18 protein-coding genes are annotated in these 20,175 nt (G+C 71.2%); 12 read left to right on the top strand and 6 right to left on the bottom strand.

What is annotated here, in order from left to right:
• Positions 1–87 precede the first annotated feature (87 nt).
• From ACFW9Z_RS21650 to ACFW9Z_RS21660, 3 genes are all read left to right on the top strand, one after another.
• On the top strand, positions 88–1,680 hold the full coding sequence (locus tag ACFW9Z_RS21650) for an ATP-binding protein (RefSeq protein ID WP_384643565.1): 1,593 nt from the start codon (positions 88–90) through the stop codon (positions 1,678–1,680).
• Positions 1,677–2,120, top strand: coding sequence for a response regulator (locus ACFW9Z_RS21655; protein WP_093689325.1), 444 nt, complete (start codon positions 1,677–1,679; stop codon positions 2,118–2,120). Before ACFW9Z_RS21650 ends, ACFW9Z_RS21655 begins: the two co-directional genes overlap by 4 nt.
• 96 nt (positions 2,121–2,216) lie before the next feature.
• Positions 2,217–2,672 carry an ATP-binding protein gene (locus ACFW9Z_RS21660; RefSeq protein WP_384643278.1) on the top strand — a complete coding sequence of 152 codons (456 nt, stop codon included), beginning with the start codon at positions 2,217–2,219 and terminating at the stop codon, positions 2,670–2,672.
• A gap of 104 nt (positions 2,673–2,776) precedes the next feature.
• On the opposite strand, the gene ACFW9Z_RS21665 is transcribed toward ACFW9Z_RS21660, so the two are convergent.
• On the bottom strand, positions 2,777–3,961 hold the full coding sequence (locus ACFW9Z_RS21665) for a PP2C family protein-serine/threonine phosphatase (RefSeq protein ID WP_384643281.1): 1,185 nt from the start codon (positions 3,959–3,961) through the stop codon (positions 2,777–2,779).
• 86 nt (positions 3,962–4,047) lie between these two features.
• Here ACFW9Z_RS21665 and ACFW9Z_RS21670 point away from each other — a divergent pair, with 86 nt between their 5' ends.
• On the top strand, positions 4,048–4,563 hold the full coding sequence (locus tag ACFW9Z_RS21670; RefSeq protein WP_384643284.1) for a MarR family winged helix-turn-helix transcriptional regulator: 516 nt from the start codon (positions 4,048–4,050) through the stop codon (positions 4,561–4,563).
• A gap of 223 nt (positions 4,564–4,786) precedes the next feature.
• Positions 4,787–5,158 carry an STAS domain-containing protein gene (locus ACFW9Z_RS21675; RefSeq protein ID WP_384643287.1) on the top strand — a complete coding sequence of 124 codons (372 nt, stop codon included), beginning with the start codon at positions 4,787–4,789 and terminating at the stop codon, positions 5,156–5,158.
• 60 nt (positions 5,159–5,218) lie between these two features.
• On the opposite strand, the gene ACFW9Z_RS21680 is transcribed toward ACFW9Z_RS21675, so the two are convergent.
• Complete coding sequence (locus tag ACFW9Z_RS21680) at positions 5,219–5,917, bottom strand: (2Fe-2S)-binding protein (RefSeq protein ID WP_384643290.1); 699 nt, start codon at positions 5,915–5,917, stop codon at positions 5,219–5,221.
• 202 nt (positions 5,918–6,119) lie between these two features.
• On the opposite strand from ACFW9Z_RS21680, the gene ACFW9Z_RS21685 reads away from it, so the two are divergent.
• A complete protein-coding gene (locus ACFW9Z_RS21685; protein ID WP_384643293.1) occupies positions 6,120–7,310 on the top strand; it encodes a DMT family transporter in 1,191 nt (396 codons plus the stop codon).
• Here ACFW9Z_RS21685 and ACFW9Z_RS21690 read toward each other — a convergent pair.
• A complete protein-coding gene (locus ACFW9Z_RS21690; protein ID WP_384643295.1) occupies positions 7,280–8,581 on the bottom strand; it encodes a transglycosylase family protein in 1,302 nt (433 codons plus the stop codon). The two genes, ACFW9Z_RS21685 and ACFW9Z_RS21690, sit on opposite strands and share 31 nt — an antisense overlap.
• A 232-nt stretch (positions 8,582–8,813) precedes the next feature.
• Between ACFW9Z_RS21690 and ACFW9Z_RS21695 the strand changes: the two genes are divergently transcribed.
• Positions 8,814–9,911, top strand: coding sequence for a LacI family DNA-binding transcriptional regulator (locus tag ACFW9Z_RS21695; RefSeq protein ID WP_384643298.1), 1,098 nt, complete (start codon positions 8,814–8,816; stop codon positions 9,909–9,911).
• A gap of 18 nt (positions 9,912–9,929) precedes the next feature.
• Here ACFW9Z_RS21695 and ACFW9Z_RS21700 read toward each other — a convergent pair whose 3' ends face one another.
• Entirely contained in the window at positions 9,930–11,276 is a 1,347-nt protein-coding gene (locus ACFW9Z_RS21700) for an ROK family protein (RefSeq protein WP_384643301.1), read from the bottom strand.
• 141 nt (positions 11,277–11,417) lie between these two features.
• Here ACFW9Z_RS21700 and ACFW9Z_RS21705 point away from each other — a divergent pair, with 141 nt between their 5' ends.
• From ACFW9Z_RS21705 to ACFW9Z_RS21725, 5 genes are all read left to right on the top strand, one after another.
• Positions 11,418–12,728 (top strand): ABC transporter substrate-binding protein, encoded by a 1,311-nt coding sequence (locus tag ACFW9Z_RS21705; protein ID WP_384643304.1) that lies wholly within the window; start codon positions 11,418–11,420, stop codon positions 12,726–12,728.
• 11 nt (positions 12,729–12,739) lie between these two features.
• Positions 12,740–13,750, top strand: coding sequence for a carbohydrate ABC transporter permease (locus ACFW9Z_RS21710; protein WP_384643307.1), 1,011 nt, complete (start codon positions 12,740–12,742; stop codon positions 13,748–13,750).
• Complete coding sequence (locus ACFW9Z_RS21715) at positions 13,743–14,657, top strand: carbohydrate ABC transporter permease (protein WP_384643310.1); 915 nt, start codon at positions 13,743–13,745, stop codon at positions 14,655–14,657. Before ACFW9Z_RS21710 ends, ACFW9Z_RS21715 begins: the two co-directional genes overlap by 8 nt.
• Before the next feature lie 41 nt (positions 14,658–14,698).
• Positions 14,699–16,063 (top strand): GH1 family beta-glucosidase, encoded by a 1,365-nt coding sequence (locus ACFW9Z_RS21720; RefSeq protein WP_384643313.1) that lies wholly within the window; start codon positions 14,699–14,701, stop codon positions 16,061–16,063.
• Positions 16,064–16,260: 197 nt separating this feature from the next.
• Positions 16,261–16,959: a DUF4352 domain-containing protein gene (locus ACFW9Z_RS21725; RefSeq protein WP_384643316.1), complete on the top strand. Its 699-nt coding sequence runs from the start codon at positions 16,261–16,263 to the stop codon at positions 16,957–16,959.
• Positions 16,960–17,086: 127 nt separating this feature from the next.
• Here ACFW9Z_RS21725 and ACFW9Z_RS21730 read toward each other — a convergent pair whose 3' ends face one another.
• The gene (locus ACFW9Z_RS21730; protein WP_384643318.1) at positions 17,087–18,853 is read right to left on the bottom strand and encodes a discoidin domain-containing protein; all 1,767 of its coding nucleotides are present in this window, start codon (positions 18,851–18,853) and stop codon (positions 17,087–17,089) included.
• Positions 18,854–19,049: 196 nt separating this feature from the next.
• Complete coding sequence (locus ACFW9Z_RS21735; protein WP_384643321.1) at positions 19,050–20,171, bottom strand: DUF1996 domain-containing protein; 1,122 nt, start codon at positions 20,169–20,171, stop codon at positions 19,050–19,052.
• Positions 20,172–20,175: the final 4 nt, after the last annotated feature.

Consider the following 20,175-nt stretch of genomic DNA (forward strand, 5'->3'; position numbering starts at 1 on the left):
GACACGGCGGCGGACGCGGCGGCGGACGCGGGCGCGGACGCGGAGACGGATGCGGGCGCAGAGACGGCCCCGGCCGCGCCCGTTGGCATGGCGGCCCGGCTTTCGGTCCAGAACTGGGTGCACCTGATCCTCGGCGGCTTCGTCGTGGTCGTCTGCGGCTGCCTGGTGATCGGCGGGCTCGTCCTGGCCCGGATGTCCGACCGCACCACCGAGCTGGTGGACCGAATACAGCCCGCCCGGTCGGTCTCCTTCCAGTTGCAGAACGCCCTCCTGGACCAGGAGACCGGGGTCCGGGGTTTCGCCCTGACCGGCGACGAATCGTTCCTGGAACCCTATGAGGCGGGCAAGGCCGCCGAGCGGGAACGGCTGGCGCGGGCCCGGCAGCTGGTCGGCGGGCAGAAACAGTTCGCCGAGGATCTCGACGCCATCGAGGCCGCCGCACAGCAGTGGCGGAAGAACAAGGCCGAGCCGCTGCTGCGGATCGTCCGCGCACAGGGGCCGAACGAGTCCGCCGCCACCGCCCAGTTGCAGAGCAGCAAGGCGGACTTCGACACCCTGCGGCGGGCCTACGGCACCCAGCAGGACCATCTCGCCGAGGCCCGGGACACCGCACGGGCCGAGCTGAACGACGCCCGTACCACCCGCGACCAGGTGCTTCTGGCCCTGGTGGCCGTCTTCGTCCTGACCGTGGTGGCGCTCAGCATGCTGCTCCACCGGGTGGTGGGCGTTCCGCTGAACCGGCTGCGGGTCGCATCGGAGCGCGTACGGTCGGGGGCCTTCGGCCAGCGGATCGAGATCAAGGGGCCCTCCGACGTCCAGGCGGTGGCCGGGGCGGTCGAGGACATGCGGCGCCGGCTGGTCGACGAACTGGACGGGGCGCAGAGCCGCGAGACCCTGCTCGCGGAGCAGACGGAGGAGCTGCGCCGCTCCAACTCCGAGCTGGAGCAGTTCGCGTACGTCGCCTCCCACGACCTCCAGGAGCCGCTGCGCAAGGTCGCCTCCTTCTGCCAGTTGCTGGAGAAGCGGTACGGGCAGGAGCTGGACGACCGGGGCAAGCAGTACATCGCCTTCGCGGTGGACGGTGCGAAGCGGATGCAGGTGCTCATCAACGACCTGCTGACCTTCTCGCGGGTCGGCCGGGTCCACGAGGGCTGGAAACCGGTCGATCTGGGCCGGCTGCTGGACCGTGCGCTGGGCAACCTGACGCTGGCGGTCGAGGAGTCCGGGGCCGTGGTCGAGCGGCCGGACGACCTGCCCGAACTGCTCGGGGACGGTACGGCGCTGACGATGGTCTGGCAGAACCTGATCGGCAACGCGGTCAAGTTCCGCCGCGAGGACGTGGAGTGCCGGATCACGGTCGACTGCGTACGCGAGGACGAGACCTGGCACCTGACCGTCTCGGACAACGGGATCGGGATCGCGCCCGAGTTCGCGGACAAGGTGTTCGTGATCTTCCAGCGGCTCCACGCACGCGACGAGTACGAGGGAACGGGCATCGGCCTGGCGCTCTGCCGGAAGATCATCGAGTTCCACGGTGGCCGGATCTGGCTGGACGCCGAACCGGGCGAGGGCACGCGCATACACTTCACCCTGCCTGCCGCGCCCGAGGCGCCCCAGCACACCACGGCGGAGCTTCTCGCTCCGGCCACGATCACCAGCCAGCCGGGAGACGCTTCGTGAACAGCCCCGTACAGCCCATCGAGGTTCTCCTGGTCGAGGACGATCCCGGCGACGAGCTCATGACCCGTGAGGCGTTCGAGGACAACAAGATCCGCAACACCCTGCATGTCGTGCGCGACGGCCAGGAGGCGCTGGACTTCCTCTACCGGCGCGGCGAGTACACCGACGCCCCCCGCCCCGACCTGGTGCTCCTCGACCTGAACCTGCCCAAGTACGACGGGCGGCAGGTCCTGGAGCAGATCAAGGGCGACCCCGAGCTGTCGCTGATCCCCGTGGTCGTCCTCACCACCTCCTCGGCCGAGGAGGACATCCTGCGCAGCTACAAGCTGCACGCGAACGCGTATGTGACCAAGCCGGTGGACCTGGATCAGTTCATCGCGGCGGTGCGCCAGATCGACGAATTCTTCGTGACCGTGGTGCGGCTGCCCGGACGTGCGTAGGATCGGTCCGAACTGCCTGGAGTGGGATCCTTCGACGCGGGTAGACGAATTGCGGAACAGGGTCTCCGACCTCACTGCGGCGCCTGGCTGGAGCACATGAACACAGAGGTCACCTCACCACCGGAGGACCCCGGTCAGGGTCTCCGGTCCACCGAGGTACTGCTCAGCGCCGAGGTCTTCGACGGCGAACCGGGCTGCATCGCGCTCGCGCGTGCCCTGGCGGACCGTTTCCTCACCCGGCTCGCGGTGGAGTGTCTGGCACCGATCGGCGAGCACACCCGCAGCGATCTGATGCTGGCCGTGAGCGAGCTGGTCACCAACGCCGACCGCTACAGCCACGGCCCGTACCTCCTGGAGCTGGAGGGGAACGCGGAGCTGATCAGCGTCACGGTGTACGACAGCAGTACGGCGATGCCCGTGCTGTACGGCCCCGACCCCTCCCGGCTGGGCGGGCACGGCATGGAGATCGTCGTGGCCCTGTGCGACCGGCTCACGGCGGAGCGGGTGCCGGTCGGCAAGCGGATCCGCGCGGAGTTCCAGCTCTCGACCTGACCCGGACTCCTCCCTGACCGGGATACGTCGAAGACCGGGATACGTCGAGGCCCCGTGGGCGCGTGCCGCGTCCACGGGGCCTCCGTACGGTCGTGTCCTCCGGCTCAGCTACCGTCACCGTTGTCGTCCGGGCGGCCGAACCAGTCCAGGCAGACCACCAGCGCGTCGTCGAGCGTCTCCGTGACGCGGTATTCGGCCAGTTCACCGAGGATCGCGCGCGGGACGGTGGCCGCCGGAAGCAGCCGCGTCGACTGGATGGCCCGGGCCAGCGCCCGGTCGCCGTACGCCTCCCCCGCCGGGGACACCGCCTCGTAGACCCCGTCGCTGAGCAGCAGCAGCCGGTCGCCGGGCTCCACATGGAACTCCTGGACCGTGTAGTGCGACTCCTCGAACATGCCGAGCGGGAGCTGGGCCTCCAGCTCCATGCGCCGGACGCTGCGGCCCCGCTGGATCCACAGCTGGGGCGATCCGGCGTCGACGACGCCGACCCGGCCGGTGGCCAGCTCGAAGCGGAGCAGCAGGGTGGAGACATGGGAGGCGCCGCGGTGCTGGTCGTACAGCGCCTGGTCGGCCAGGGCCGCCTGGTCCGCGATGCCGATACCGGCCCGCCGGGCGTTGCGCAGGGCGTTCACGGCGAGGTTGGTGAGCAGGGAGGCCTGTATGCCCTCGCCCATGCCGTTGGTCACCGCGAGCGTCAGCTCGTCGGCGTCGGCCGCCCAGTCGAAGTTGTCGCCGTGGATGGAGTACGCGGGCTCCAGCTGGGCGCCGATGGCGAACTCCGCGGCGGTGCAGGCCCGGGCGGGCAACAGCTGCCACTGCATCTCGGCGGCGAGGGTGAGCCGGGTGGTGCGCCGGGCCCGCTGGTAGAGGTCGGTGTCCCGTTCGGCGACCAGGATCTCGTGGCCCAGCAGATCGGCCACATGCGTCAGTTCGCCCACCATGTCCGGGGTCGACCGCGCCGCCGGGAGCCGTACGGTGAGGATGCCGAGGCGTTCGCCGCGTACGGTCACCGGGAGGTAGTGGTCGACCGCGTCGCCATGCCTGACCTGCTGCTCGCGGGGCTCCTGGCTGCCGAAGGCCCGGCCCTCCGCGCTGTTGTGCAGGGAGAGCGGCTCCTCCTCGCCGTCGGCCGGGTCGAGGCGCTTGAGGACTCGCAGACCGTAGTCGGCCAGATGCAGCTCCACGGCCAACGCCCCGTAGGCGTCGGCGAGCAGGGTGCGCAGCGTTTCCAGCAGCGCGTGCGGAGCGGCGGCCCTGACGGCCGTCTCGATGTCCGGTCTTCTGTTCACGGTCTCTCGTGCATTCTTCGTCCTGCGACGTGGTAGGGGCCTGAGCCGGGCTGACAAGCGGGGCTGACGGATGACACAGTGGATGGATGCCCCACACCGCCCGCCGCCCGCGCACCCGCGCCGAGGTGTCCGCCGACGCCTCCGCAGCCTCGGAGCTGCTGGAAGTGCTCTGGGGCCGTGGCCAGGAAGCGGCCGCTTCGGGAACCGTATCGCCCTCCCAGCTCCGGGCCCTGCTCGTGATCGAGAAGCAGGAGGGCACCAATCTGCGCTCGTTGGGCGAGGCGCTGGGGTCGCGCGCGCCGTCGGTCAGCCGGCTGTGCGACCGCATGGAGGCGATGGGGCTCGTCCAGCGGGCGCCGAGCCGGACGAGCCGGCGTGAGGTGGAGCTGCGGCTGAGCCTGCGCGGCCGGAACCTCCTCGAAGAGTACCGGGCGCTGCGGGCCCGCGAGGTGAGCGCTGTGCTGGAACGGATGGAACCGGCCGCCGTGGCCGCGCTCGCGGAAGGGCTCGCCGCCTTCCATGTGGCCGCTTCGGAGCGGCTCTCGCCGGAAACGGGTGCGGCGGTCCCCCTGCTCCGCGATGATGTCGCCGACACCGCCTAGCCTCATCCAGCCCCTGCTTCCGCTTCTCTCGGGTTCTCTCGGGTGCGTCACCGCTGACGGTTGGTCCATCAACCGTTGCGGATCAGATTGTTACCCAATGGAGAATGTTGTCAAATGGCAACTGTTCCTTCTATCGTTGCCCTCGTACCCCGCCGTGAGCAGGGACGGAACATGCCGACCCGTCCGGCACATCGGCGTCCGTCGTCCGACCGAACCGCCCGAGGTGCCTTCCGTGCAACCACCGCCCAGCGAAGACAGAGCAGTCAGAATCATCACCCGTCAGGAACGGGGTGCTCTGGTCCTCACCGTGTCGGGTGACCTCGATATCGACAGCGTCCCGCCGCTGGCCCGGGCCCTGGAGACAGCGGCCGGGGAAGGCACCGGCCCCGTCGTCGTGGACCTCTCGGGGGTGGGCTTCGCCGACTCCACCACCGTCAACGTGCTGCTCCAGGGGCAGACCGCGCTGGGCGGCCGGCTGCGGCTCGCCGCGCCCTCCGCGTTCGTACGGCGGCTGATCGGCATGATCGGCCTCGACAGCGCGATCCCCGTCCTTGAGGACGTCGACGAGGCCATAGACGCGCCGCTGCCCTCCTGACCCTCCCCGCGCCCTCCCTGCCGGGTGGCCGGGGCCTCGTGCCCCGGCGGCCGGTCCCGGCTACCCGGCGGCCGGTCCCGGCGCGCGGTCGAAGACGCAGTCGCCGCAGAGCCCGCCGCCCGGACAGCGCCAGTACAGACAGCAGCTGCGCCGCCGGAACGCCGGGCCGTGCGGGGCGCCGGTGGAGCGCAGGTCGGGGTGGTCGAACAGCTCGGCCGCCAGGGCGCGGGCCCGCTGCGCCACGTCCGGGCGGTCGTGCCCGCGCGACCAGGTGACCAGCTCGCGGACGGCCCCGGCGAGCGCGGAGCCGGCGTTGCCCCACAGCAGCTGCGGGGAGATGTTCCCGTCGCGCAGGACGGCCGCGGCCAGCGGCACCAGGTGGCCGTACTGGACCTGCTCCCGGATGCGGTCGGCCGTACCGGGCAGCTCGCCGGGGTCCGCGAGCCAGAGATCGTCCGGCGAGGTGTGGAGCGGGTCCCAGTGCAGGGCTTCCGGTACGAGGACGGGAAGCCGCCCGAAGAGCGCGGCCGGGCCCAGCGCGATGGACCAGAGCCGGGCGGCGAGGCCGAGGTGGGCGATGGAGGCGGCGACGCGGCGCTCGGGGGCGCCCAGCCGCGCCGCGACCCTGTCGACCCGGGCGGTCAGGGGCGCGGTCCCGCCCGCGTACAGCTCGGCCAGCGGCCGGTGGGCACCACCGGGCACCGGCGTGGTCCGCAGCGCGAAGAATCCGCCCACCGACGCCGTCTGCGCCAGGTCCATGCCCTGCTCCTCTACTCGCGACCGGGTGTACCGGCTCGGCGGCTCACCGTATCCGCCGGCGCACAACTTCTGACGCGCGGGGGCAGCGGGGCTACCGTCGAGGGGAGGACCTTGATCCTCCGTCCGTACTACTGGGGCAGTACGCGGAATTGACGTCTCAAGGACGACGACGTGGGGCCCCGGACGGGACATCGTGGTGTACATGAGCTCCCTTGCGCTGTCCGTGCTGCTGTCACTGGTCTCCGCGGTCGCCTACGCGGCCGGGGCGATCGTCCAGGAGCGGGTGGCCGCGCACGGCGACAACTCCCCGCACGCCCTGGTGCGCAACGTCGTCTGGTGGGTGGCCGTGCTGCTCAACGGGGTGGGCGCGGTCCTGCACGTGGTGGCCCTCGCCTACGGGCCGCTCAGCCTGGTGCAGCCGCTCGGCGGGCTGACGATCGTCTTCGCCCTGCCGATGGCCGCCCTGTTCGTCGGGCGCAGGGCAGGGGCGACGGCCTGGCGCGGCGCGCTGATGGCGACGGCCGGTCTCGTCGGGCTGCTGGCGCTCACGGGCAGTGCGGATCCGCACACCCTGCGGGGCCCCGAGCAGTTGGCGCTGGCCTCGGGGACCTTCGGGGCCCTCGCGGTGCTCACGCTGTTCGCCCGGGCGCTGCGCCGGCCGGTGCTGCGGAGCGCGGTGCTGGCCACGGGTGCCGGTGTGGCGTTCGGTATGGCCTCGGTGTTCACCAAGACCGTGGCGATGGAGTGGACGTCCGGTTCGGTGCGCTCGGGGCTGCCGACGCTGCTGGTGATCGCCGTGCTCGCGGCCGCGGGCCTGCTGCTCGCCCAGGCCGCCTACCGGGGCGCGGGGCTCGCCGCTCCGCTGGCGACGGTGACGGTGGTCAACCCGGTGGTGGCGGCCGCGATCGGGATCACGCTGTTCGGTGAGCACTTCCGCCACGGTGCGGTCGGCACGGTTCTCGCGCTCGCCTGCGGGGCGCTGGCGGCGGGCGGCCTGGTGCTGCTGACGAGGGAGCGGCTGAGCGCGGAGCAGGCCGAGGCGGAGCGGCGGCTGGAGCGCGCGGCGGGGGCGCGTGCGGGGGCGGTGGGCGCGGGGGCGCGGCCCGCGGGAGGACCGGTGGACGTGGCGGCACAGCCTGAGGAGGCGCCGGTGGGTGCGGCTGCCCGGGCCGATGGGGCACCCGTGGACACGGCGGTCCGGCCCGAGGGGGCGCCGGTCGCCACCGGGTCCACGTACGTTCCGCCGCTGTCCGCGCCCCTCCGGCCGGGCAGCGCGGTCCCGCGCGTGGAGTTCGGCGGGCCGCGCCGGGCGGGGCATGGCCTGAAAGGTGAGCCGGCCGCCCCTCGGTCGGAGCGGACGGTTCAGACGCTGACGCCGCCCGCCCGGAGGTAGGCGAGCGGGTCGATGTCCGACCCGTAGCCGGGGCCGAGGCGGACCTCGAAGTGGAGGTGCGGGCCGGTGCTGTTGCCCGTGGAGCCGGAGCGGGCGATGCGCTGCCCGCCGGAGACCGCCTGCCCCTCGCGCACGTTGAGCGCGGAGAGATGGGCGTACTGGCTGTACTTGCCGTCCTCGTGGCGGATGACGACCTCGTAGCCGTACGCCCCGGCCCAGCCCGCCGAGACGACCCGGCCCGGGGCCACGGACTTCACCGATGTCCCGGTCGGTACGGGGAAGTCGACGCCCGTGTGGTAGCCGCTGGACCAGGAGCCGGCCTGCCGGTAGGCGGTTCCGGTGGAGGCGGAGACGGGGGCGCTGAGGCCGGAGCGCTTCGCGGCGGGCTCGGCGGGGGCCTGCTCGGGCGCAGCCTTCTTCGGCTCCGTCCGCTCCGGCTCCGCCTTCTTCACCTCCGCTTTGGGGGCGGCCGCCCGCGGCTCGGCCTTCTTGGGCTCCGCGGCCTTGGGCTTGGCCGCCGCCTGCCGCTCGGGGGCCTTGGGCGCCGCCTGCTGCTTCTGCTGCGGCGCCGGCTTCCGGGAGCTCGCACCGTCGCCGCCGCGCGGTGTGAGGCTCAGCCGCTGGCCGGGGAAGATCAGGTCGGGGTCGTCGCCGACGACCGTACGGTTGGCCGCGTAGAGCCCCTGCCAGCCGCCCCGGACGCGCTGGGCGTCCGCGATCCCGGAGAGCGAGTCGCCGCTCGCGACGGTGTACGCGTCACGCTTGCCCGGCACATGTGTCGGCGTCGCGGCGGCGGGGGCCGCCTTCGGCTGCCGGGGCGGGGCGCTCTGCGGCGCGGCGGCCTGGACGGGCCGGTTGCCCGCGGTCTGCGGGGTGGTGCCGGGCGCGTCCCCGCCCCGGGTGAGACCGGCCTTCACGGAGCAGGTCGGCCATGCTCCGGGGCCCTGGCCGTCGAGCACCCTCTCGGCGATGGCGATCTGCTGGTCCCGGGTGGCGAGGTCGGCGCGCGGCGCGTACTGCGTACCGCCGAAGGCCGCCCAGGTCGAACCGCTGAACTGCAGCCCGCCGTAATAGCCGTTGCCCGTGTTGATGGCCCAGTTGCCGCTCGACTCGCAGGCGGCGACCTTCTCCCAGACCTCCCCCGAGGCGGCTCCCGCCGAGGCCGCGGTGATGAGCGGGAGCGCCAGCCCCGCGCCGCCCGCGGTGACCGTGAGCGAGGCACGGTTGATCCGGCTGGGCTGGTATCTGCGGTGCCGACCGGTTGCGGCCATGACTGGTCTCCCCCACGGGCGTTGGGACACGTCGCAAGCGGCAAACGTAGGGCGGCGCGGAGACTGATCACAAGGGAAAGGTGATAGTCGGCCGCCACCACCGGTTCTGTGGCCGGATTTCGCCCCTGCGGGCCAATGCCGTGCAGCGTGAACCGGCATGCCCCCAGGGCGGGTTCAGGCCCCGGCGGCCGACCGATGGAGAGCGCTCTCCACCAGTGCTATAAAGGCGCTCATGACGGATGACCGGCGGTCGGCAGGCACACCCACCCTGGAGGACGTGGCACGCGCGGCCGGAGTCTCGCGCGCCACCGTCTCCCGGGTCGTCAACGGCGTACGCAACGTCGATCCGGCGATCCAGGAGGTCGTACGGCAGGCGGTCTCGGTCACGGGCTACGCACCGAACCGGGCGGCCCGCTCCCTGGTGACCCGGCGCGCCGACGCCGTGGCCCTGGTGGTGTCGGGGGCGGGCGTCGAAGCGGGAACGGGAACGGGCCAGGAGGGTCCCGGTCCACGGGCACTCGGGGGGCAGGGCTCCTCCTTCACCGCGCAGGTGTTCGCCGACCCGTTCTTCGGCCGGGTGGTCACCGGGGTGGTCGACTACCTGCGGCCGCGCGGGATGCACCCGGTCCTGATGTTCGCGGAGACCTCGCGGGCCCGCGACGAGGTGGTGGCGTATCTGCGGCAGGGCAGCGCGGACGGGGCGCTCGTCGTCTCCACGCACGCCGAGGACCCGCTGCCGGGCCTGCTCACGGAGGCGGGGCTCGCGGCGGTGCTGTACGCGCGCCCTGCCCGGCCCGCCCGCATCAGCTACGTCGACCTCGCCCACCAGGACGGCGCCCGGCTCGCGGCCGAGCACCTGCTGGCCCGGGGCCGCCGGCGGATCGCGACGATCAGCGGCCCGCTGGACGTACCGGCGGGCCAGGAGCGGCTGGCCGGGTTCCGGGACACGATGGCGCGCCACGGGCACCCGTACATCCCCATCGCCGAGGGGCGGTTCACCCAGGAGAGCGGCGAGGCGGCGATGGAGCGGCTGCTGACGGAGCATCCGGATCTGGACGGGGTCTTCGCCGCCAACGACCTGATGGCGATGGGCGCCTGCCATGTGCTGCGGGAGCACGGGCGCCGGGTGCCGGAGGACGTGGCGGTGGTCGGCTTCGACGACAGCAGCGCGGCCCTCGCGTGCAGGCCGCCGCTGACCACGGTCCGTCAGCCGGTGGAGGAGATGGCCGCCGAGATGACCCGCCTCCTCCTGGACAAGCTGGCCCGCCCGGACTCCCCCGCCACCTCCGTCATCTTCGAACCGGAGCTGGTGGTGCGGGGGTCGGCGTAGGAGCGGGACCTCCCGTGCTCAACCCGCCTTCGTACGGGCCCGGTTGCGTACCGCCTCCGTCGCCGTACGCGAGCGCCCACCGGTACCGTCCGGCCCGGCGCCGGGGGCCGGGCGGCTGCCGCCCCGGGTGAGGAAGTCGGCCAGTGGGAGCGTGGCGGCGCCGACGGTGACCGCATCCGGGCCGAGGCGGCCCATCTCGATGGTGGTGCGGGCCGCCGCGTGGCGCAGGGCGTACTCGTTCGCGTACCGGCGGATCTCGGGGAGCAGGTGGGGGCCGAGCAGCAGCCCCGCCCAGCCGCCGAGCAGGATGCGTTCGGGCAGGAAGAGGTTGACCAGGTCGGCGAGGGCCGCGCCGAGGCATTCGGCGGTCTCGTCCAGGAGGGAGAGGGCGGTCCGGTCCGGGGCGGGACCACCGGGGGGCGGGTAGGCGGCGGCGAGGAGCGCGGCGAGGGCGGTCTCGTCGTCGGCGTCCTCGGGGAGCGGGCCGCCCGCCTCGCGCCAGCGTTCGCGCAGCGCCTCCGCCCCGGCGTACGCCTCCAGGCAGCCGATGGAGCCGCAGCGGCACCGGCGGCCGCGCAACTGGACGGTGGTGTGGCCCCATTCGAGGGCGAGGCCGGTGCGGTCCTCGGCGAGGATGTCGCCGTGGTCGACGCAGGCGCCCACGCCCGAGCCGATGAGCGCGATGGCGGCGACGCCCGCGCCCCGCCCGCCGCCGAACCACATCTCGGCCCGGCCGAGCGTCTTGGCGCCGTTGTCGATGAAGAGGGGCACTTCGGGCGGTACGTCGACGGCCTCGCGGAGCAGTTGCTCGAAGGGGACCGCCTGCCAGCCGATGGTCTGGCCGTGCACCACGGCGGTGCGCTTCCCGTCGGGGCCCTCGGGGCCCTCGCGCTCGATGATCCCGGGGACGCCGACGCCGATGCCGAGCAGCCGGTGCGGGTCGGCGCCCGCGTCGCGCAGGACGTCGGCGACGCCCGTACGGACGTGGGCGACGATGCGGTCGACGTCGTAGCCGTGCTGGGCCAGCAGCCGCTCGGTGCGGGCCAGTTCGGTCAGGGAGAGGTCGAAGAGCTCGACGCGCACCCGGGTCTCCCCGATGTCGATGCCCACCAGCAGTCCGCCGTCCGGGGCGACTCTCAGCAGCGTACGGGGGCGGCCGCCGTCGGAGTCGACGATGCCCGCCTCCTGGAGCAGGCCCTCGGCGGCGAGTTCCGCAACAACGTTGCTGATGGAACCCGAACTCAGCCCGGTGGCCGGTCCGAGCTCCTGGCGGCTCAGCGGACCGTCGAAATACAACCGTTGCAATACCCTCGCCCGGTTGCCCCGCCGCAGGTCACGCACGGTTCGTCTGTTGCGCTCGGCCATGGTGCTCCCTTCCGTCCAGGAACATACCTGGTCCCAGATCTTGACGCGACCTTCTCTCACCTCTTAAATCACGTCATAAATTAAGTCATGGAGGCCGTTCGGTTCCCGAACGCAGCCATCCCCGGAAAGGGGCCACCTCACATGCGTCACGTCAGAGCCGCAAGCGCCATCACCCTCGCGATCGCCATCGCCGCAGCCGCCACCGGCTGCGGCGGCGGGTCGACCGGCTCGGGGAGCAACGAGTCCCCGAAGACCCTCACCTACTGGGCCTCCAACCAGGGCCCCAGCATCGAGGCCGACAAGAAGATCCTCACTCCCGAGCTGAAGAAGTTCGAGAAGGAGACCGGGATCAAGGTGAAGCTGGAGGTCGTGCCGTGGGCCGACCTGCTGAACCGGATCCTCGCCGCCACCGCCTCCGGTCAGGGCCCGGACGTGCTGAACATCGGCAACACCTGGTCGGCCTCGCTCCAGGCGACCGGCGCGCTCCTGCCGTGGGACGAGGAGAACTTCGAGGCGATCGGCGGCCGGGACCGCTTCGTCGACTCGGCGGTCGCCTCGGCGGGCAAGGAGGGCGAGCCGCCCGCCGCCGTGCCGCTGTACTCGCTCGCGTACGCCCTCTACTACAACAAGAAGATGTTCGCCGAGGCGGGCATCGAGAAGCCCCCGGCCACCTGGGACGAGCTCGTCGCGGCCGGGAAGAAGATATCCAAGGGCGGCAAGTGGGGGCTGGGCGCCGAGGGCGGCAACCTCTCCAACAACATCCACCAGACCTTCGTCCTGGGCCAGCAGCACGGCGCCGACTTCTTCGACCAGGACGGCAAGGCGGACTTCACCTCGGACGGTGCCGTCGCCGCCGTCAAGCAGTACATCGACTTCATGGCCAAGGACAAGATCATCGCTCCGGGCAACGCGGAGTACGCCCAGAACCAGTCGCTCACCGACTTCGCCAAGGGGAAGACGGCGATGGTGCTGTGGCAGGCGGCCGCCTCCACCTTCGCCGCCCAGGGCATGAAGCCGGAGGACTGGGGCGCGGCGCCCGTTCCGGTCCCCTCCGGTGCCCCGGGCACCGGCAAGCAGGTCAACTCGATGGTCGCGGGCATCAACATCGCGGTCTTCAAGAACACCAAGAACATCGACGGCGCGAAGAAGTTCGTGAAGTTCATGACCAGCGACGAGGAGCAGAAGCACCTCAACAAGACCTACGGGTCGATCCCGCCGGTCAAGGAGGCCCAGGCCGACGCCGCCTTCGGCGCCCCCGACCTGGCGGTCCTGCGCGACACCCTCGCCACCAGCGCCGCCCCGCTCCCCCAGGTGCCCGACGAGTCGCAGTTCGAGACGGCCGTGGGCACGGCGGTCAAGGAGCTGTGGGCGGACGCCGCCGCCGGACGTCCGGTGACGGAGGAGTCCGTCAAGGCACGCCTCGAAAAGGCCCAGCAGTCGATGCAGCAGTGAGGCCCTGATCCATGACCGCCACCGTCACCAGCCCCGAGGCCGGCACGTCGGCCACCGGGGGTACGAGCCGGGGCACCGGGGGTGTGCGCAGAAGACTGCCGCGCATCCCCGACCGGATCCGCCAAGGCGGACTGCCCTATCTCCTGCTCCTGCCCGCCGTCCTGCTGGAACTCCTCATCCACATCATCCCGATGATCATCGGGATCGTGATGAGCTTCCGTCAGCTCACACAGTTCTTCATCAACAACTGGGGTGCGGCGCCCTGGGTCGGCCTCGACAACTACCGCATCGCCGTCGACTTCGACGCGCCGATCGGTGAGGCCCTGCTCCACTCGTTCTTCGTGACCTGCGTCTTCACGTTCTTCTCGGTCGGGTTCGCCTGGCTGCTGGGCACGGCGGCGGCGATCCTCCTCCAGGAGAGCTTCCGGGGCCGGGGCATCCTGCGGGCGATCTTCCTCGTCCCGTACGCCCTGCCGGTCTACGCCGCCGTCATCACCTGGGCGTTCATGTTCCAGCGGGACAACGGCCTGATCAACCACGTCCTGCACGACCAGCTCGGGATCACCGACGAGCCCTCCTTCTGGCTGATCGGCGACAACAGCATCTACACGCTGATCATCGTCTCGGTGTGGAAGGGCTGGCCGTTCGCCTTCCTCATGCTGATGGCGGGCCTTCAGAACATCCCGCGTGAACTGTACGAAGCCGCCTCGATCGACGGCGCCGGGATCTGGCAGCAGATCCGCCGGATCACCCTGCCCTCGCTGCGCCCGGTCAACCAGGTGCTCGTTCTCGTGCTCTTCCTCTGGACGTTCAACGACTTCAACACGCCGTACGTCCTGTTCGGGAGATCGGCGCCGGAGAACGCGGACCTCATCTCGATCCACATCTACCAGTCCTCGTTCGTCACCTGGAACTTCGGCACCGGCTCGGCGATGTCCGTCCTGCTGCTGCTCTTCCTGCTGGTCGTGACGGCCGTCTATCTGATCCTCACCTCGCGCGGAAGGAAGGGCGCCGATGTCTAGCCTCACGCGGACCCCGGACGCCTCCGGGACCCCGGGCCGTGCGACGGGCTCGCGCCCCCGCTCCCCCATGGCCGCGCCGCAGTCCTTCCTGTGGACCCGCCGCATCGTCCTCACGCTGCTGGCCGGCTTCGTCCTGCTGCCGGTCTATGTGATGGTCAGCAGCTCGCTGAAGCCGCTCCAGGACGTGTCGGGGAAGTTCCAGTGGATCCCGTCGACCGTGACGGTCCAGCCCTACTTCGACATCTGGAAGACCGTTCCGCTCGCCAAGTACTTCGTCAACTCGCTGATCGTGGCGGGTTCGGCGACGGTCCTCTCGGTGACCATCGCGGTCTTCTCCGCCTACGCGGTGAGCCGCTACAAGTTCCGGGGCAAGCGGGTCTTCACCGTCACGGTGCTCTCCACGCAGATGTTCCCGGGCATCCTCTTCCTGCTCCCGCTGTTCCTCATCTTCGTCAACATCGGCAGCTCCACCGGCGTCGCCCTCTATGGTTCACGCGGCGGCCTCATCCTCACCTATCTGACGTTCTCGCTGCCGTTCTCCATATGGATGCTGATCGGGTACTTCGACTCCATCCCGAAGGACCTCGACGAGGCCGCCCTGGTGGACGGCTGCGGACCGGTCGGCGCCCTCTTCCGGGTCGTCGTACCGGCCGCCGTACCGGGCATCGTCGCCGTCTCCGTCTACTCGTTCATGACCGCCTGGGGCGAAGTCCTCTTCGCCTCCGTCATGACCAACGACGCCACCCGCACCCTCTCCGTCGGCCTCCAGGGGTACGCGACGCAGAACGACGTCTACTGGAACCAGGTCATGGCCGCCTCGCTCGTCGTCAGCGTCCCGATCGTCGTCGGGTTCCTCCTCCTGCAGCGCTACCTCGTCGCCGGACTCACCGCGGGGGCCGTCAAGTGACTCCCGTAGAAAGGCAGCACGTGACCGAAGAAGGGCAGCACGTGACCGACCTCAGCGCCTTCCCGCCCGACTTCACCTGGGGCGTCGCCACCGCCGCGTACCAGATCGAGGGAGCCGTCACCGAGGACGGCCGCTCACCGTCCATCTGGGACACGTTCTCGCACACCCCCGGCAAGGTGGACGGCGGCGACACCGGCGACATCGCCTGCGACCACTACCACCGGGTCCCCGAGGACATCGGCCTGATCAAGCAGGTCGGCGCGGAGGCCTACCGGTTCTCGATCGCCTGGCCGCGCGTCGTGCCGGGCGGCGACGGACCGGTCAACAAGGCGGGCCTGGACTTCTACGACCGTCTCGTCGACGGCCTCCTGGAGGCCGGGGTCACCCCGTTCGCCACGCTCTACCACTGGGACCTGCCGCAGGCGCTCCAGGACCGGGGCGGCTGGACCGTACGGGAGACCTCCGAGCACTTCGCCGCGTACGCCTCCCACGTCGTCGAGCGCCTGGGCGACCGGGTCAAGGACTGGGCGACGCTGAACGAGCCGCTCTGCTCGGCGTGGATCGGGCACCTGGAGGGCCGGATGGCCCCGGGCCTCACCGACCTCACCGCCGCCGTCCGCGCCTCGTACCACCTGCACCTGGGCCACGGCCTCGCCGTCCAGGCCGTCCGCGCCGCCTCATCGGACGCGCGGGTCGGCATCGTGAACAACCTCAGCCCGATCGAACCGGCGAGCACGAGCGAGGCCGACCTCGCCGCCGCCCGCCGCGCCGACGGGCACATCAACCGCTGGTGGCTCGACCCGGTCCTGGGGCGCGGGTACCCGCAGGACATGGTCGAGCTGTACGGAGTCGAGCTCCCGGTGCGGCCGGGCGACCTGGAGACCATCGCGGCCCCACTGGACTGGCTGGGCTTGAACTACTACTTCCGCCAGATCGTCACCGCGGACCCCTCCGGCCCCGCACCGGGGTTCACGCAGGTCCCGGTGGCCGGGGACGGCACGCGCCACACGTACATGGACTGGGAGGTGTACGCGGACGGGCTGGAACAGTTGCTGCTGCGGCTCACCGAGGAGTACGGCGTCGAGCGCGTTTACGTCACCGAGAACGGCTCGGCCTACCAGGACACCGTCGCGGCGGACGGCACGGTCCACGACCCGGAGCGCGTCCGCTACCTGGAGGAGCACCTCGCCGCCTGCGCCCGCGCGGTCGCCAAGGGGGCGCCGCTGGCCGGGTACTTCGCCTGGTCGCTGCTGGACAACTTCGAGTGGGCGTACGGCTACGACAAACGGTTCGGCCTGGTCCACGTGGACTACGCGACCCAGCGCCGTACGGTCAAGACCAGCGGCCGCCGGTACGCGGAGCTGATCCGGGAGCACGCGGAGCGCCGGGCGGGGCTGGTGGCCTGAACCAATCACTTGGCCTGCCCTCCGGCCGCGGCGAGCACCTCGCCGCGGCCGGAGGCGTTCGCGGACCCGGGTGGGCCCCCGGGGCGGCGGCCGGCACGGGGAATCCGCAGCGGTCGGCACAGGGGCCGGAACCGCGTGCTTCGGGCCGGGCCGCCGCTTGACAGGCGGCAGACCGGGTCGGCGGGCACCATGGACATATGTACCGCTCGCGCAGTCTTTCCCGCGGCGTACTCGCCGCCGCCGGTCTTCTCGCGGCCGCCGCCTGTTCCACCGGCGCCCCATCGGCCGCGACATCCTCGGTGGGCGACGTCACCCCCGTTGCCGCAGAGCCGTCCCCCGACGCCACTCAAGGGGCGCCTCCCGGAGCCGAGATCCTCGGCTCCCCAGCCCAGGGCGAGGCTTTCGACGTGACCGTGATCGCCTCGAACACCACGGACGACCCGAGCCGATGGCGGTTCACTGTCACCGATGTGACCTGCGGAAAGCCCCTTGACCCCGCGGTGATGGCGAAGGCCGCCGACTCGGTCGGCGCTTCTGCGTCAGCCCCGGCTCCGGAGCCGGGCAAGCAGTTCTGCGTCATGGCCATCGACGTCGAGAACATCGGCAAGAAGCAGGACTCCTGGAACACGAGCGGCAGCGTCAGCCTGAACGTCGGCGACACCCGCTACACCCAGACGCAGACCGACGACGAATATGCGCTCGACTACGCCCAGTTCTGGAACGACAAGACCAGCACGGTGGCCACTTTCGGTGTCAACCCGGGCAGCAAGGGCCCGACCCACGGCGTCTTCCAGATCCCCGTCGGGGACAAGCCCAGCACCGCCTGGTTCACCTCCGGTACAGCCATCGACACCATCGACGGAGCCGAGCCCGGTTACCTCGTCACTCTGAAATGACGAAAACCTCAGGCGGAGGAAGTCCTCGGCGGCCACGGACATCCGGTGTCCGTGGCCGCCGAGGGCCGTCCCGCCGCACCGGCAGCGGGGAGAGAACGGTGCGGCAGGTCTCGCCGGGCCGACGGGGTCAGCGGCGGTAGACGCCGAACTCGTAGAGCGAGTTGCCCCACCCGGTGCCGCGCTCGGAGGTGTTCACACGGACGTAGCGGCCGCTCCCGGCCACCTCGATGTCGTCGATGCCGCCGTTGCCCGCGCTCTCGCTGTGGACGGTCGTCCAGTCCTGGCCGTTGTCCGAGGTCTGGACCGTGTACCCCTTGGCGTAGGCGCTCTCCCAGGCCAGCTGTACGTGGTCGAAGGAGGTGGTGGCGCCCAGGTCGACCTGGATCCACTCCCGGTCGGTCCAGTCACTGGCCCAGCGGGTGTCGAAGGAGCCGTCGACGGCGTTGGACGCCGGGCAGGGGCAGCCGACGCTGTCCGGCTGGAAGGACGAGGCCGTGGCGGCCTTGCCGAGGGCCAGATTGGTGCCCGCGACCGGCGGTGGCACGACCTTGAAGGACGCGGTCTCGATGCCGACGTTGCCCCGCCCGTCGGTCGACTTCAGGTAGACCTTCCAGACGCCGAGCCGGTCCGGTGCGGTCACGTCGAAGGTGCCGTCGCCCCGGTCGGTGAAGGCCGCGTCCGTCAGATGGCCGCTGTCGTCGATGTACTTGGAGCTGAACAGCACCTGATGGCTGAGCGCGTCACCGTCCGGGTCGGTGACGGAGGCGTTCACCCGGAACGTCCGGCCGGCCGGCACGGCGGTGGCGTTCTCGACGCCGAACCCGCTGATCACAGGCGGGGTGTTGTCACCCGAGGTGCCGACGCCGTACGCCTCCTTCACCGCGTAGTACGAGAGCCTCTTCTGGCCTGCGGGGAGGAGGTTGAACCAGACGCCGCCGAAGTCGTACTCGGTGCCGTAATGGAAGAGCGTCGCCCCGAGCGAGACCCCCGGGTGGCCGTTGACGCAGTCCCAGGCGCTCTTGTAGCCCGCCGCCTTTGCCACGTCGGTGGGTTCCTCGGGTACGCCGTTGACGTCGTCCGGCACCTCCCACTCCCCGGCGGGCCCGCCCTCGGTGACGATGTAGGGCTTGTCGTACCCGCCCTCCTCCCAGGTGGAGCGGATGTCGCAGACGGCGTCGTAGGAGTTGACGGCGTACAGGTCGAGGTCGGGCGCGTTCTTCTTGTAGTACGGCCAGGCCCCGGTCCAGGCGTCGGAGGAAGTGACCGGGTGGTCGGGGTCGATGGCCTGGATCTTCCTGGCTATCTCGTTGACGAACGTGGTGTAGGCGTCGCGCTGCTGCTCCAGGGCCTCGCCGCTGTAGCAGTTCTGCAGGCCGAGGACGGACTCGTTGCCGACGTTCCACATGAGGACGCCCTCATGGTCCTTGTACTCCTCCACCCACCGGGGGAACTCGGCGAGCATGTCGTTCTTGTAGGCGGTGTCCGTCAGGTAGTTGACGCAGCCACCGCTCCCGGGGCCGCCGCCGGGCTGGAGCCAGAACCCGGCGATCACCTTGATGCCGTTGGCCGCCGCGCTGTCCAGGAGAGGCTTCGTGGTGGCGTCCGTGCCCCACGTACGGATCGTGTTGACGCCCATCGACCTCACGTCGGGCATGTACTGTCCGGCATCCGCGACGGACGGGCCCCAGGTCAGGCCCTTCACGGTGTACGGCGCACCGTCCACGGTCAACTGCCAGGCGCCCTGCGAGCCGGTCACCTTCACGACGCTGCCCGCCGCGTGGGCGGCAGGCGCCGGGAGGGCGACCAGGGCACCGGCCAGGAGCGCGGCGGCGGCGAGGCGTGCGGTGGCACGGCGGCGGGCACGGGGTGGCCGGCGGAGAGGGGGGATGTTCATGGGGAAGGGCTCCTCGGGGGGTACGTGTGGGGAGGGATTCGGTGGAGCGGGCTGGAGAGGAGGCAGGAGAGCGTTCCCCCGCCTCTCCTCCAGATGGGAGAGCGCTCTCCCTTCAGGGCAGGGTTCGCCCCCGAGGGAGAGCACTTCCACGCCTGTCGGTCAGCCGGTCAGCCGGTCGGCCGACCGGTCAGTCGGGTCAGGGAAGCTCGTAGTCCTCGTTCAGCGCGGCACCCCTTCCCGGGTTGTTCTCGTCGTAGCCCCGGGCGTCGCACTGGAGACCGCCGACCACGCAGTGGTCGACCAGCGCCTTGAGCGTGGCGTCGTCCCAGGCGTTGAAGAAGTCGTAGTGGAAGGAGTAGCCGGTCCCGCTGGCCAGTCTCACCTGCGACATGTCCCCGTTGACCGGCCACGCCATCTTGAACTCGATCATCGGCAGGGCGACCGGGTGGCTCGCCGGGCAGACGTCCTGGTTGGCCCCCATCACGACCGGATAGGCCATGTGGGCCTTGTGGTCGGGGGTGTCCAGGTACTTCCCGTCCCAGCAACTGGGAGCCTGCATACGGAGGTTGAGCTGCGTGTCCGGAGTGGTGGGGCAGACCGCCGGGAAGTCGTAGTTGCGGTAGCTCTCACCGCACTCGTACCCCTCGACCCTGCCGGGATGGTTGCGGAACTGCTCGGCGGTCTGCGTCGGGCTGCCGACGACGAACCGCAGCCCCTTGGGGAAGGGCCGGACCGTGCGGTAGTCGGTGACCCCCGCCTTGTAGTAGATGACCTGCGGCCCGATCGGGCGGATCTCCTCGGTCCCGTCGTAGAGGGTCGGCATCCAGTACGCGGACAGGTCACCGGGCGCCAGGCAGGCGGTCCCGCCGGCGCTCAGCGACGCGGTGGTGCTGCTCGCGTTCGTCGTGTCGTTCCCCATGAACGTGTGGTCGTGCGACGCGCCGGCCCGGCCCGGGTAGACGATCGGGTCGTCCGGGGCGGTGTGGGTGACCGAACAGTTCGCCTGGAACTCGTGGAAGTAGCGGTGCGGGGGTATCTCCTGGGACGGTTCCACGCCCGTGACCGGCGGATTCGCCGGAATGTACCCGTCCCCGTCGGGGTCGTCGCCGAAGGCCACGGGCTCGGCCGCCGCCATTCGGTGCCCCTGCATGACGTGGGACGCCGCAGCGGGCGCATCGGCCGCGGACCGGGCGGTGGTGGCACCGGCCGCGGTGGTCCCGGCGTTCGTGATCGCGGTCAGCCCCAGGGCCACCAGGGCCAGGGCGGTCGCCACGATCAGCGTGGACACCAGGGTCGTTCTGCTGAATCTTGTCGCCATGCGG

The sequence above is a fragment of the Streptomyces sp. NPDC059452 genome, from assembly GCF_042750035.1.
GTDB lineage: Bacteria > Actinomycetota > Actinomycetes > Streptomycetales > Streptomycetaceae > Streptomyces.

Excerpts from the sequence above, each read along its gene's own strand:
- ACFW9Z_RS21650 (WP_384643565.1), top strand. The coding sequence starts at position 88 with ATGGCGGCCCGGCTTTCGGTCCAGAACTGGGTGCACCTGATCCTCGGC.
- ACFW9Z_RS21660 (WP_384643278.1), top strand. The coding sequence starts at position 2,217 with ATGAACACAGAGGTCACCTCACCACCGGAGGACCCCGGTCAGGGTCTC.
- ACFW9Z_RS21670 (WP_384643284.1), top strand. The coding sequence starts at position 4,048 with ATGCCCCACACCGCCCGCCGCCCGCGCACCCGCGCCGAGGTGTCCGCC.
- ACFW9Z_RS21680 (WP_384643290.1), bottom strand. The coding sequence starts at position 5,917 with ATGGACCTGGCGCAGACGGCGTCGGTGGGCGGATTCTTCGCGCTGCGG.
- ACFW9Z_RS21685 (WP_384643293.1), top strand. The coding sequence starts at position 6,120 with ATGAGCTCCCTTGCGCTGTCCGTGCTGCTGTCACTGGTCTCCGCGGTC.
- ACFW9Z_RS21690 (WP_384643295.1), bottom strand. The coding sequence starts at position 8,581 with ATGGCCGCAACCGGTCGGCACCGCAGATACCAGCCCAGCCGGATCAAC.
- ACFW9Z_RS21695 (WP_384643298.1), top strand. The coding sequence starts at position 8,814 with ATGACGGATGACCGGCGGTCGGCAGGCACACCCACCCTGGAGGACGTG.
- ACFW9Z_RS21700 (WP_384643301.1), bottom strand. The coding sequence starts at position 11,276 with ATGGCCGAGCGCAACAGACGAACCGTGCGTGACCTGCGGCGGGGCAAC.
- ACFW9Z_RS21705 (WP_384643304.1), top strand. The coding sequence starts at position 11,418 with ATGCGTCACGTCAGAGCCGCAAGCGCCATCACCCTCGCGATCGCCATC.
- ACFW9Z_RS21710 (WP_384643307.1), top strand. The coding sequence starts at position 12,740 with ATGACCGCCACCGTCACCAGCCCCGAGGCCGGCACGTCGGCCACCGGG.
- ACFW9Z_RS21715 (WP_384643310.1), top strand. The coding sequence starts at position 13,743 with ATGTCTAGCCTCACGCGGACCCCGGACGCCTCCGGGACCCCGGGCCGT.
- ACFW9Z_RS21725 (WP_384643316.1), top strand. The coding sequence starts at position 16,261 with ATGTACCGCTCGCGCAGTCTTTCCCGCGGCGTACTCGCCGCCGCCGGT.
- ACFW9Z_RS21730 (WP_384643318.1), bottom strand. The coding sequence starts at position 18,853 with ATGAACATCCCCCCTCTCCGCCGGCCACCCCGTGCCCGCCGCCGTGCC.
- ACFW9Z_RS21735 (WP_384643321.1), bottom strand. The coding sequence starts at position 20,171 with ATGGCGACAAGATTCAGCAGAACGACCCTGGTGTCCACGCTGATCGTG.